Source organism: Sphingomonas sp. 179-A 2A2 NHS (assembly GCF_045371305.1).
In the GTDB taxonomy this organism is placed as follows: Bacteria; Pseudomonadota; Alphaproteobacteria; order Sphingomonadales; family Sphingomonadaceae; genus Sphingomonas.
Window position 1 is genome coordinate 174,499 of the sequence record NZ_JBIQDE010000005.1, and the last position, 12,020, is coordinate 186,518.

Genomic DNA, 12,020 nt, shown 5'->3' on the forward strand with positions numbered 1-12,020 from the left:
CGCCGCTCATTCGTCGGGCTCTGCGACACAAGAGGAGCTACCCCATGGCGATCTTCAACAAGGACATGATCGACCTCGCGACCAAGAACACCCTGTGGCAGAAGGAGGTCTATCGCGATCGCAAGATCCAGATCGTGCTGATGAGCATCCCCGCGGACGAGGAGATCGGCATGGAGACGCACTCCGCCGATCAGACGACGTACATCGTCGCCGGCGATGCCCAGGTCGTGATCGACGGCCACTCCACCAAGGCGGGCCCGAACCATCTCGTCGTCATTCCCAAGGGCGCAGAGCACAATGTGATCAACAAGGGTTCGGGCGAACTGAAGCTGTTCTCGGTCTACGCGCCGCCCGCAGAGCCCGAGGGCGCAGCCTTCAAGACCAAGGAAGAAGCGGAGGAGGCCGAAAAGGGCCTGCTCGCCAAGGCAGCCGAAAAGGTGAAGGAAGCGGTCGGCCGATGAGCGCCGCCACGCCCGGCCAGCCGCTGCGCGTCGTCATCACCGGCGCGTCGAGCGGCATCGGCGCCGCCACCGCGCTCGCCTTTGCGCGCGAAGGCGCAACGCTGATGCTTGCGGCGCGTGGGATGGCGGGGCTGGAGAGCATCGCGCGCAGCTGCCGCGGCGAAGGCGGCGCGGCCGAGATCCGTGTGCTCGACACGACGGATGCTGGCGCGGTCGCATCCTTCGCCGCCGAGGCGCGCGATCATCTCGGCGGGATCGATCTGTGGTTCAGCTGCGTCGGCGTCGGCGTGGTCGGCAAATATCATGAGGCGCCGATCGCCGATCATGCGCGTGTGATCGACGTGAACCTCGTCAGCCACATGAACGATGCGCACGCGGTGCTGCCGATCTTCCTTTCGCAGGATCACGGCATCTGGGTCAACATGATCTCGGTCGGCGGGTTCGTCGCAACGCCCTATGCCGCGGCCTATTCCGCCAGCAAGTTCGGGCTGCGCGGCTTCAGCGAGGCGTTGCGCGGCGAGCTGTCGAAGAAGCCGCGAATCCACATCTGTGACGTCTATCCCACCTTCGTCGACACGCCCGGCATCGACCATGCCGGCAATTACACCGGCGCGCGGTTATCGCTTCCGCCGGGTGCGCTGGCACCGGAAACGGTCGCCAAGGCGATCGTCCGCCTCGCCCATCGCCCGCGCAATACCACTGCGATCGGTGCGCCGGCGCTGGCGCTCAAGCTCGGCGACTTTGCCGTGCCGAACCTCAACGCCGCGATCATGAACGGCTTCATGGATGTATGGTCGAGAAAGGCGGAGCGGGCGGACGACAGCAGCGGCGCGATCTTCGACACGGCCAACGATGTCAGCGGCGTCGATGGCGGCCGCCGCCGTCCCGACCAGCGACGCGCAGCTGCGCTAACCGCAGGTGCCGGGCTGCTCGGCGCAGCGGCTCTGGGCGCATTTCTGTGGCGCAAGAACCACCGCCCGTAACGCCGGACGGCCGCTACATCGTCGTGCGCGGTCGTTTATGGCGGCGCACCAACCCCGATCTGCCGGACGGTGAACGCAAGCATCTCGTGCAGCAGCTGATGGCCGCACGTCGCGATGTCGGGACGGCGAAGAAGCGCGGCGACGAGGCCGCACTGGCAATTGCCCACGCCGCGGTGAACGCGGCCAAGATCGCTCTCGGCGAGCGTGGGCCGGTCTGGTGGCAGGATGGCGCACCGGATCTGAATCGCCGCCTCGCCCGTAACACGCCCTATGCCGCCTGGTATGCGGCGATTACCGCGCCCCACTGAGCATCATTGCGGCAACAGGCGCGGAAACTCGGCCGCCAGCTCGCGCGCTAGGAACCCGACCGGCCCGCGGGTGGTCGCCAACCGCCGCCCGCCGTGTCCGTGCAGCCACACGCCCCAGCCGGCCGCGACCAGCGGCGATGCGCCGCGCGACGCAAGACCGGCGATCGCGCCCGCCAGCACGTCCCCTGAACCGCCGGTCGCCAGCCCGATCCCGCCGCCGCGATAATGAAGCAGCGTGCCATCAGGCGCCGCCATCACGGTCCTGCTGCTCTTCAGCACCACCACGGCGCCGAAATGCGCGGCCACCTCCCGGGCGACAGCGTCGGGATCAGCCGCAATCTCGTCTTCGTCGCGTCCTGTCAGCACGGCCATCTCGCCATGGTGCGGCGTGAAGATCGTGCGTCCCCTGAATTTGGCAAGCGCCGTGCTCAGCGACCGGGCGCAGCCGATCGCCATGGCGTCGATCACCAGCATGGTCTCGTCGGAAGTCGCATTCAGCGCCTGCCCCAACAGCCGTTCCGCCGCGTCGGGATCACCGATCCCCGGTCCGATCACCAATGCGTCGCACCCTTGGATTGCCTTCTCGAAGTCCGCGCCTTCCAGCGCCTCGATTTCGCCACCGTTATCCTCTGGCAGGGCAAGCGCCGCTGCCTCGGGCACCAGCACCCCCAACATGAGGGCCGCCGAGCCGACCGTCGCCATCTGCAGCTTGCCCGCGCCCGCGCGCAACGCTGCCTCGCCGGTCAGCCGGATCGCACCGGGCACGCGGCGCGAACCACCAATCGCCAGCACCCGCCCGCGGCTGTTCTTGGTCGTGCCGTCGCCGTGGACAGGGGCTGGATTGGCGGCGATCCACGCACTGTCGAGCGCAACCGGATCCTCGTTCACCCGCGCACTCCCTCGGTCCGCTCGGGCTCGGCCGTCACTTCCGCCTCTTCCTGGCGCTCGAGGTGAGCCACGTCATTGTAGCGCACCAGCACCAGCCCCCCGTCCCGGCCTTCTTCCGGATCAAAGCGGTATTCGGTGATCGAGCAATTCGCGACGTCGCCCTCGCGATCAATCGCGAGAATCTCCTCCTCAGCCAGCTTCTCGATCACGTAGCGCAGGCACAGCACCACCACCTGATGCGCCACGATCATCACGCGCCGCCCGGCATAATGAAGCGCGATCGTGTCGAGCACCGCGCGCAGCCGGAAAATCACGTCGCACCAGCTCTCGCCGCCGGGAGGGCGGTGATAGAATTTGCCGAGCAGCCGGCGGAACTCGGCCTGATCGGGAAAGACGGCCGCGACCCCGCTGGTCGTCAGCCCGTCGAGGATGCCGAACTCCTTCTCGCGCAGCCGCTCGTCGATGCAGATCGGCTCGTTCGGTTCGCATCCCCCCGCCTCCCGAAACAGGCGCGCGGTGGCCTGCGCACGCAGATACGGCGAGGCGAGAAGCACGTCGGGCTGCTCCGCTTCCCCGGCACGCGCAAACCACGCGCCGAGCGCCCAGGCCTGTTCCTCGCCGCGCTCCGAAAGCGGAATGTCCACGTCGCGCGCGGTCAGGTCGATCCGCTCCGCGCCGCTCGCATGCGCCGCATCGCGGGCGACGTTGCCCGCGCTCTCGCCGTGCCGGATGATCCACAGCCGTTCGGGCCAGCGGGCCGGCGTCACAGGCCGGCCCGCCGATGGCGGGTTACGCTCAGACCTTTGCTTCACTCGCGCCCTGCGTCGCGTAGAGGTCAGCATAGCGACGCGTTACCATCGCCAGATTGTCGTCGATCCACTGCGCCATCGCCTGCTCTTCGCCAAGCGACTGCTTGAGCAGCGGGAGTGCCTGCGAGAAGCCGCCGTCCTCCGCCATCACCAGCAGCGATTTGTACGCCGCGATTTCGAAATGCTCGAAAGCATAATTGGCGAAGCTGTTCTTCACGATCTCGTCGCCGGCAACGGTATGCGCGATCGCGGCCATGCTGCCGGACATGCTAAGGCCCAGATCCTTTATCGCGGAATTGCTGGTGCCGAGTTCCGCGAGGATCTCGTCGAGCCGCTCGATCTGGCCGTTCGTTTCCTCGATGTGCGCCCGCAGCCGATCAGCCACCTCGGGATAATGTTCGATCCGCCCGACCTGCGGAGTCATGATCGAAAGTGCCTGCTTCTCCACCGCATGCGCGTTCCTGAGGCCAACGATGAACAGGTTGCGCAGCGTATCTTGATCCGATGCCATGCTGATCTCCTCCTGATGAGGGCCTAAGTCCGATGCCCCGTCGAAGGTTCCCGTCGGCTCGTTTCGGCGCGGCTTTGCCTGTAGCCTTAAGGTGTCGCAACTCTGCAGAACAGCGTTGAAGAAGATGCTTCCACGCACCCCCTGGTCTCTCACCAGTCCTACGGTCCGCCACGCGTACAAGCGCCAACAACAATGATATTGATCTAAGGCAACCTGATCGCCCAACTAAGGAACTTCCCCTACATGCCCGGGTTGCCGCCTGATCAACATGGGAAGGGACATCATGATCAAGACTTTCGGCGCGTGTATCGCACTTGCTCTTTCCACAGCGGCCGTCGCCCAGACGCCCCCTCCGCCGCCGCCGGCAGAGGCCAAGGTTAAGGCACTTCCCTATGTAACGGCCGCCGGCAAGAGCGATCTCTATGAGATCAACTCCAGCCAGATCGCGGTGCAGAAGACCAAGAACCCGGCGGTCCGCAGCTTCGCCCAGACGCTGATCGACCATCATCAGAAGACCACGGCGGCGACGATGAAGGCCGCGCAGGCGGCGAAGCTGAACCCGGGGAAGCCTGCCCTCGACGCTGGCGCGGCCGCCTCGATCACCGAGCTGCGCAATGCCTCCGCGAGCGACTTCGACCGCATCTATCTGGCGCAGCAGATCCCGGCGCACCAGGCGGCTCTCGATCTTCACCGCAGCTACTCGACCGGCGGTGACACGCCGGCGCTGCGCACTTCGGCGAAGTCGGCGATCCCGATCGTGCAGCAGCACCTCGACACCGCGATGAAGCTGCAGGGCGGCGGAAGCCACAGCGGCCACAACATGTGAGAACCGGGGCCGGCTCGCCCCCAACGGAGCGGGCCGGCACCGCCGTTACAGCGCCCGGAAAAGCCCCGCCGGCGCGCGCGCCTCGATGATCCCGGGCTCATCGACGATCGCCCCCGTGCCGCGCCGAAAGCGCTTGGCGCGGTAGAGCGCCGCGTCCGCCGCCTTCATTGCAGCCGATCGGTCCATATGCGCGACGTCGATCCGGCAGACGCCGATGGTGGTCGATACGCTGATGCTGCCGTCATCCGCCGGCACCTCGTGCCGAAGCTCGTCGAGCAATTGGGCGATCCCGGATGCCAGCAGATCCCCAGCATGCCGCCCCCGCAGCAGCAGGACGAATTCGTCGCCGCCGAGACGGGCCGCGTAATAGTCGCCGAGGTATGTGACCGCGCGCAGCTTGGCCGCTTTCAGGCGCAGCACCTCGTCGCCTGTCGCATGGCCCAGCCGGTCGTTCACTTCCTTGAACCGGTCCAGATCGAGGATCGCCACCGCCAGCGGCGTCCCGTCCGCTGCGCTTGCGGTCAGCGCCGCATCCAGCCGCTGGTTGAACGCGCGTCGGCTGGCGAGCCCGGTCAGCTCGTCGGTATGCGCGACTTCGTGCAGCCGCCGCTCGTGCTTGTAGCGATCGGTGATGTCCTGGATCACGCCCATCAGCGCGACGACCCGGCCATCGCGCACCTCCGGCTCGCCGAGCGTACGGATACGCCGCATGTCACCGCTCGCGGCGCGGAAATCGAGTTCCATGTCCCATGGCTGCCCGCGCTCGGTGCACAGGCTTACCGCCTGCTCCACGCGTTCACGCTCGCCGGGCGGGAAGAACTGTATCGCCAGATCCAGCGACACCGGCTCTCCCGGCGCGATTTCGTGGATCGCATAGGTCTGCGTCGACCAGTGCGTCTGCTGGTTCTCCAGGTCGACGCGCCACGATCCGATCCGCGCCATGCGCTCGGCATGCTGCAGCAGGCGCTGCGTCCGTCCCATTCCGACGAGCACTTCATGGCGTTCCATGGCGAGCCGCATGCTCTCCTGGGTCGCACGGCGAAGCTCCAGCAGCGCCTCGATCACGCGCGCCATGCCGCGCAGCATCTCCAGTTTGTCGGGAGCGGGTTCCTGCGGCTGATCATCGACCACGCACAAGGTGCCAACCGGCTGGGGCGTGCCGCCACGTCGCGTGCTAATGCGCAGCGGCACGCCGGCATAGAAGCGAATGAACGGATCTCCGGTGACGAAGGGGTTGTCCGCGAACCGCGGGTCAAGCCTAGTGTCCGGCACCACCAGCATGTCGTTTGTCGCGATCGCGTGATCGCAGATCGCAAGATTGCGCGGCGTCTCGGTGCCTTCGAAACCGCAGCGTGCCTTGAACCACTGACGCTCGGCATCGATCAGCGAAACGAATGCCATGCGACATCCAAACAAGTGCCGCGCACCCGCGACGATCGCGTCGAATTCCTCTTCCGGGTCGGTATCGAGCAGATCGAGATTGCGGAGCGCGCTCAGGCGTTCGTGTTCATCCGCGAGCGTCATCAGCCTCCTGTCACTAGCGAAAGGTTAGTCAAAGGTTAACGTCGAGATGAAGTGATGCCGGCCATCGGCACGCCTTAACGCATCGGCTTTTTCTCGAGTTTCCGCGCCAGCGTCCGCCGGTGCATGCCAAGCCGCCGCGCGGTTTCCGAGATGTTGAAGCCGGTTTCGGCGAGCGTCTCGTTGATGCGTTCCCACTCCAGCGTCTTGATCGATGTCGAGCGCCCATCGATCGGCACCGCCACGTCACCGGTCGCCTTTTCGAACGCCGCTTCGATGTCGTCGGTGTTGGATGGCTTGGCAAGATAATGCGACGCGCCAAGCTTGATCGCCTCGACCGCGGTGGCGATGCTGGCAAAGCCGGTCAGCACCACGATCAGCATCGCCGGATCGAACGCGCGTAGCCGCTTCACGCACGCAAGGCCGGATGCATTGCCGAGCTTCAGGTCGACCACCGCGAAGCCTGGGCGCGCTTCGCCCAACAGATCGTCCACCATATCCGGCCCGTGTGCCACCCAGACGCGGTATTCACGCCGCTCGAACGACCGCTGCAGCGTGCGCGCAAAAGTCACGTCGTCCTCGATGATCAGCAGCCGGCGCGGTTCGACCATCAGTGCCGCTCCTCGGGCGGCGTCGCCAGTGGCAACACCAGCCGCACTTCCGCGCCGCCGCGCGGGCGGTTCACCGCTTCCAACCGCCCGCCCAGCCGACGCGCCACATTGCTGGCCAGGAACAGCCCCACACCATGCCCTGCGCCCTTGCTTGAATGATAGGGCTTGCCCACGGTCGCCAGCTGGCCTTCGCTGAAGCCTGATCCCTCGTCGACCACCGCGATCGTCAGGTTCTCCGCGTCCCGCTCGGCGATGAGGCCGACGTTCCACGGGCAGGCTTCGGCAGCGTTGTCGAGGAGATTGCCGATCGCCTGACGAAGCGCCGGGCCGGCGACGACTGCTGCATCGTCCAGCCCGTCGAGCACCACGTCCAGTGGCACGCCGACGTTGTTCGCGCGCCAATCGGCCACCACCTGCTTCAGGAAGTCCGCCGCCGCGACGCTCTGCATCGCCTCACCGCGGGGCTCGCCGGCGGAATGGAGAATGTCGGTCACGATCGCCTTGCAGCGCTGCACCTCGGCCTGCATCTCGTCGATCTCGCCGGCCAGCTCGGGGTCACTGGCGAGCTTGGGCATCCGCCGCCAGTCGTTGAGGATCACCGACAGCGAGGCGAGCGGCGTGCCGAGCTCATGCGCCGCGCCGCTCGCGAACAGGCCCATGCGCACAATGCCGTCCTCCTCCGCCGCGCGCTGGCGCAGGTCGGCGAGATAGGCGTCGCGTGCGCGCAGGTTGCGGCTGATCCGCGTGACGAACATCGTCAACAGAACACCGCTAAGGGCAAAGCTGATCCATGCGCCCAGCGTATGAAGGTCGTTGATCAGCGGAACGAGGCTGGGGGGATAGACCAGCTGTTCGCTGTTCGCCGACAGGCCGGCATAGCAAAGCGCGGTGACGCCGAAGATCACCCACACCGACCATGTCTCGAGCAGGATCGCGCCCAGCACCACCTGGAGCAGATAGAGCGAGATGAACGGATTGGTCGCCCCGCCGCTCAGCGACAGTTGTGCCGTCAACGCGCCGACGTCGAACAGCAGCGCAAGAAGCATCTCGATGTTGGTTACCCGGTGCCGCGTCAGCAGCAGCGCGCTTGCCGCGTTGGCCACCGCCAGCAGCGCCACCACGCCGAGCATCGGCGCCAGCGGCAGCGCCACGCCAAGCACGAAATCGACCACCAATATGGTGACGAGCTGTCCCGCCACCGCGATCCAGCGCAACTGCACCAGCTGGCGCATGTTTTCCGCCGCCGTGGTCTCCTCCGCCGGGCCGGCGGAAAAGGGCGATCCCCGGGTGAGCGCGAGCAGCGGCGCGTCCATCATCGCCGCTTCCGCGATCGCAGCACGATGAAGGCACCCGCGATGCTGAGCGCCGCGAGCCCGAACCACGTGATCGCATACATCAGGTGATTGTTGCGGAACGCGATCACGGTCTGCCCCCCGACCGGATAGCCGCCCGGATTGGGCGTTGCGTCCGCATCGATGAAGAAGGGGGCGGTATTGCGCAGCCGTCGCGCCGTCGCAATCGCGGCGACGTCGCGCGAATACCATTTGCCCGCCGCCGGGTCATTGCTGCGCAGGAAACCGCCGCCGGGCTCGCTGTCGCGCATCAGGCCGGTGATCGTCACCTCGCCACTGATCTGCCCCTGCGGCCGAGTAGCGGGAGCGGCGCGATCGTTGGGCACGAAGCCGCGGTTGATGAGGATCGTCTCCCCGGAGCCATCCGGCCCGGAGCGGACAAGCGGCGTCACCACCCACCAGCCCGGCCCGAGGTTCGTGACCGCCTGAACCAGCGTCTCCTTGTCATGCAGGAACCGCCCGGTCAGACGCACTCGCCGATAGGCATTGTCGCTCGTCCATGCCGACGGCGGCGGCAGCGCCGCCGGCGCGGTGTGGATCCGCTGCTCCACCTTGTCGATCAGGTCGAGCTTCCACGCGCGGCGCTCGACCTGCCACACGCCCAGCGCGACAAAGGCGGCCGCCAGCGCCAGGCACAGCGCCGCAAAGGCGCCGCGGATCACTACATGCCCACCATGTCGTTGCCCATCGGCATCATGTTGTTGTTCAGATGGTACATGATCCACAGCGATCCGGCGATCACGATGGCGACAATCACCACCGTGAAAAGGAACGCCAGCAGCGTCCATCCGCCTTCGGCCTTCCGGTTCACGTGGAGGAAGAAGAAGGTGTGGACGATGATCTGAACGAAGGCCAGCGCGATGACGATCACTGCGGTCGTCTGCGTGCTGGCGATCGCTCCGCTCATCACCAGCCAGAACGGGATCGCCGTCAGCACTGCCGACAACAGGAAGCCGGTCAGATAGCTGCGCCGCGTGCCGTGGCCATGGCCGCCGTCCGGCGGCGGCGCGTCGTGATGGCCATGGTCATGGCCGTGCGCGTCCTGGCCCGCAAGGGCATGGGCGTCGGCATGGGCGGGCGAAGCGCTCATCGCAGGACTCCGAGCAGATAGACGAAGGTGAAGACGCCGATCCACACGACGTCGAGCAAGTGCCAGAACATGCTGAGGCACATCAGCCGGCGACGGTTTTCCGGGATCAGCCCGCGCTGGCCGACCTGGATCAGCATCACGGCGATCCAGATGAGGCCGCTGAACACGTGCAGGCCATGCGTGGCGACCAGCGTGAAGAACGCCGACAGGAACGCGCTGCGCATCGGCGTCGCGCCCTCGTGGATCAGCTCGGCGAATTCATACAGTTCCACCGCGACGAAGGCCGCGCCGAACAGGCCGGTGATCGCAAGCCACAGCTGCGTGCTGCGCGTCTTGCCTTCCTCCATCGCGATCATCGCCATGCCGCAGGTGATCGAGGAGATCAGCAGCAGCGCGGTGTTGAGCGCAACGAGCTTCAGGTCGAAGATCTGGCTCGGCGCCGGGCCACCGGCGTAGCTGGTGCTCAGCACGCCATAGGTCGCGAACAGCGTGGCGAAGATGAGCGCGTCGCTCATCAGGTAAATCCAGAAGCCCAGCATCGTCCCGCCGGAGCTGTGATCGTGATGATCAGCCTCGGTCTGGTAGAAGATGGGCGGGGCGGCGTCCGCCGCGTCCATCTGCTGCGCTTCCTCCACGGTGGGGGAATGAGTCGTCATGTCAGGCTCCCGCCAGCGCGTGCTTGCGTTCGTCCTCGGCCACTTCCTCGGCCGGGATGTAGTAATCGCGGTTGAAGTTGAACGTGTGGTAGATGCCGTAGCCGATCATCGCGACGAAGCTCGCGGCGGCCAGCCACCAGATGTACCACACCATCGCGAAGCCGAGCACCGCGGCCAGCGCCGACAGTATCACGCCGGCCCCGGTGTTGCGCGGCATGTGGATCGGCCGGAAGCCGCCGGTCGGCCGCTTAAACCCGCGCTCCTTCATGTCGTACCAGGCGTCGAGGTCATGCACGACCGGCGTGAAGGCGAAGTTGTACGTCGGCGGGGGCGAGCTGGTCGCCCATTCCAGCGTACGGCCGTTCCACGGATCACCGCCCACGCGCAGCTTGTCGCGGTTCTTGATGCTCACGGCGATCTGGATGACGAACGCTGCGATGCCGATCGCGATGATCGCCACGCCCACGGCGGCGATCAGGAACAGCGGCTGCAGCGTCGTGTCGTCCAGGTGCCGCAGGCGCCGCGTCACGCCCATCAGGCCGGCGACGTACATCGGCGTCCACGCGACCCAGTAGCCGATCACCCAGCCCCAGAAGTGGATCTTGCCCCAGAACGGATCGAGCTTGAACCCGAACGCTTTCGGCCACCAGTAATCGATACCGGCGAACAGGCCGAACACGACGCCGCCGATGATCACGTTGTGGAAGTGCGCGACCAGGAACAGCGAGTTGTGCAGGACGAAGTCGGCCGGTGGGATCGCGAGCATCACGCCCGTCATGCCGCCCACCACGAAGGTGAGCATGAAGGCGACCACCCACTGCATCGGCAGCTCGAAGCGGATCTGGCCACGATACATCGTGAACAGCCAGTTGAAGATCTTCGCGCCCGTCGGGATGGAAATGACCATCGTCGCGATGCCGAAGAAGCTGTTGACGCTGGCGCCCGAGCCCATGGTGAAGAAATGGTGCAGCCACACCAGGTAGCTCAGGATCGTGATGACAACCGTGGCATAGACCATCGACGAATAGCCGAAGAGCCGCTTGCCGGTGAACGTCGCCGCGATTTCCGAATAGATGCCGAACACCGGTAGGATGAGGACGTACACCTCTGGGTGCCCCCAGATCCACACCAGGTTCCAATACATCATCGGGTTGCCGCCGAGATCATTGGTGAAGAAGTTGGTGCCGACGTAGCGGTCCAGCATCAGCATCGCGAAGGCGGCGGTCAGCACCGGGAAGATCGCGACGACCAGCACGTTGCTGCACAGCGCCGTCCACACGAACACCGGCAGCTTCATCATCGTCATGCCCGGCGCGCGCATCTTGATCACGGTCACGACCATGTTGATGCCCGACAGCGTCGTGCCGATGCCGGCTATCTGCAATGCCCACAGATAGTAATCAGGCCCGGTGTCGGGGCTGTTCTCGATGTTCGCCACCGGCACGTAGTTCAGCCAGCCCGCGCGGCTGAACTCGCCGACGAACAGCGACACCATCACCAGCATCGCGCCGGCGACCGTCAGCCAGAAGCTGAAATTGTTGAGGAACGGGAAGGCAACGTCGCGCGCGCCGATCTGCAGCGGCATCACATAGTTGATGATGCCCACCACCAGCGGGATCGCGACGAAGAAGATCATGATCGTCCCGTGCGCGGTGAAGATCTGATCATAATGGTGCGCGTTGAGATAGCCCTCGTTCGCGCCGAACGACATGGCCTGTTGCAGGCGCATCATCACCGCATCGGCAAAGCCGCGCAGCAGCATGATGATGCCCAGGATTATGTACATAATCCCGATCTTCTTGTGGTCCACGCTGGTGAACCACTCGGTCCACAGATAGCCCCACAACTTGTACTTGGTGATCGCCCCGACAATGCCGAGGCCAAGCAAGACGACGACGCCGAATGTCACGAGCAAGATCGGCTCGTGCACGGGGAACGATTCAAGGCTGAGCCGACCGAAGATCGTCTTCAGGATGGTCTCGTTGAACATGGTAACTCCGGCGG

At 65.7% G+C, this 12,020-nt stretch carries 14 protein-coding genes; 4 read left to right on the forward strand and 10 right to left on the reverse strand.

Going from position 1 to position 12,020, the window contains the following annotated elements; all coding sequences use genetic code 11:
• Positions 1 to 44 precede the first annotated feature (44 nt).
• Genes ACH0AE_RS12755 through ACH0AE_RS12765 form a run of 3 tightly spaced genes read left to right on the forward strand, consistent with a single transcriptional unit; the run spans position 45 to position 1,752 of the window.
• Positions 45 to 461 (forward strand): cupin domain-containing protein, encoded by a 417-nt coding sequence (locus ACH0AE_RS12755; protein WP_294443034.1) that lies wholly within the window; start codon positions 45 to 47, stop codon positions 459 to 461.
• Positions 458 to 1,444 carry an SDR family oxidoreductase gene (locus ACH0AE_RS12760; protein ID WP_294443033.1) on the forward strand — a complete coding sequence of 329 codons (987 nt, stop codon included), beginning with the start codon at positions 458 to 460 and terminating at the stop codon, positions 1,442 to 1,444. The genes ACH0AE_RS12755 and ACH0AE_RS12760 overlap by 4 nt, the downstream gene beginning before the upstream one ends.
• Positions 1,420 to 1,752 carry a hypothetical protein gene (locus ACH0AE_RS12765; RefSeq protein ID WP_294443032.1) on the forward strand — a complete coding sequence of 111 codons (333 nt, stop codon included), beginning with the start codon at positions 1,420 to 1,422 and terminating at the stop codon, positions 1,750 to 1,752. The genes ACH0AE_RS12760 and ACH0AE_RS12765 overlap by 25 nt, the downstream gene beginning before the upstream one ends.
• Before the next feature lie 3 nt (positions 1,753 to 1,755).
• Here the strand turns inward: ACH0AE_RS12765 and ACH0AE_RS12770 are convergent, their stop codons facing one another.
• Genes ACH0AE_RS12770 through ACH0AE_RS12780 form a run of 3 tightly spaced genes read right to left on the reverse strand, consistent with a single transcriptional unit; the run spans position 1,756 to position 3,960 of the window.
• On the reverse strand, positions 1,756 to 2,640 hold the full coding sequence (locus tag ACH0AE_RS12770) for an NAD(P)H-hydrate dehydratase (protein ID WP_294443030.1): 885 nt from the start codon (positions 2,638 to 2,640) through the stop codon (positions 1,756 to 1,758).
• Complete coding sequence (locus ACH0AE_RS12775; RefSeq protein WP_294443029.1) at positions 2,637 to 3,452, reverse strand: histidine phosphatase family protein; 816 nt, start codon at positions 3,450 to 3,452, stop codon at positions 2,637 to 2,639. Before ACH0AE_RS12775 ends, ACH0AE_RS12770 begins: the two co-directional genes overlap by 4 nt.
• The gene (locus ACH0AE_RS12780) at positions 3,436 to 3,960 is read right to left on the reverse strand and encodes a ferritin-like domain-containing protein (RefSeq protein ID WP_294443028.1); all 525 of its coding nucleotides are present in this window, start codon (positions 3,958 to 3,960) and stop codon (positions 3,436 to 3,438) included. Before ACH0AE_RS12780 ends, ACH0AE_RS12775 begins: the two co-directional genes overlap by 17 nt.
• A gap of 283 nt (positions 3,961 to 4,243) precedes the next feature.
• Between ACH0AE_RS12780 and ACH0AE_RS12785 the strand changes: the two genes are divergently transcribed.
• Positions 4,244 to 4,786, forward strand: coding sequence for a DUF4142 domain-containing protein (locus tag ACH0AE_RS12785; RefSeq protein ID WP_294443027.1), 543 nt, complete (start codon positions 4,244 to 4,246; stop codon positions 4,784 to 4,786).
• Positions 4,787 to 4,831: 45 nt separating this feature from the next.
• On the opposite strand, the gene ACH0AE_RS12790 is transcribed toward ACH0AE_RS12785, so the two are convergent.
• From ACH0AE_RS12790 to cyoB, 7 genes are all read right to left on the reverse strand, one after another.
• A complete protein-coding gene (locus ACH0AE_RS12790) occupies positions 4,832 to 6,310 on the reverse strand; it encodes a diguanylate cyclase domain-containing protein (protein WP_294443026.1) in 1,479 nt (492 codons plus the stop codon).
• 74 nt (positions 6,311 to 6,384) lie between these two features.
• The gene (locus ACH0AE_RS12795; RefSeq protein WP_294443024.1) at positions 6,385 to 6,918 is read right to left on the reverse strand and encodes a response regulator transcription factor; all 534 of its coding nucleotides are present in this window, start codon (positions 6,916 to 6,918) and stop codon (positions 6,385 to 6,387) included.
• Positions 6,918 to 8,231: an ATP-binding protein gene (locus ACH0AE_RS12800; RefSeq protein ID WP_406875782.1), complete on the reverse strand. Its 1,314-nt coding sequence runs from the start codon at positions 8,229 to 8,231 to the stop codon at positions 6,918 to 6,920. Before ACH0AE_RS12800 ends, ACH0AE_RS12795 begins: the two co-directional genes overlap by 1 nt.
• Positions 8,231 to 8,932 (reverse strand): SURF1 family protein, encoded by a 702-nt coding sequence (locus tag ACH0AE_RS12805; protein ID WP_294443022.1) that lies wholly within the window; start codon positions 8,930 to 8,932, stop codon positions 8,231 to 8,233. Before ACH0AE_RS12805 ends, ACH0AE_RS12800 begins: the two co-directional genes overlap by 1 nt.
• Positions 8,932 to 9,360 (reverse strand): cytochrome o ubiquinol oxidase subunit IV, encoded by a 429-nt coding sequence (gene cyoD / locus ACH0AE_RS12810; protein WP_294443021.1) that lies wholly within the window; start codon positions 9,358 to 9,360, stop codon positions 8,932 to 8,934. The genes ACH0AE_RS12805 and cyoD overlap by 1 nt, the downstream gene beginning before the upstream one ends.
• On the reverse strand, positions 9,357 to 9,977 hold the full coding sequence (gene cyoC, locus ACH0AE_RS12815; RefSeq protein ID WP_294443046.1) for a cytochrome o ubiquinol oxidase subunit III: 621 nt from the start codon (positions 9,975 to 9,977) through the stop codon (positions 9,357 to 9,359). The genes cyoD and cyoC overlap by 4 nt, the downstream gene beginning before the upstream one ends.
• Positions 9,978 to 10,017: 40 nt before the next feature.
• Positions 10,018 to 12,006 (reverse strand): cytochrome o ubiquinol oxidase subunit I, encoded by a 1,989-nt coding sequence (gene cyoB, locus ACH0AE_RS12820; RefSeq protein WP_294443020.1) that lies wholly within the window; start codon positions 12,004 to 12,006, stop codon positions 10,018 to 10,020.
• Positions 12,007 to 12,020: the final 14 nt, after the last annotated feature.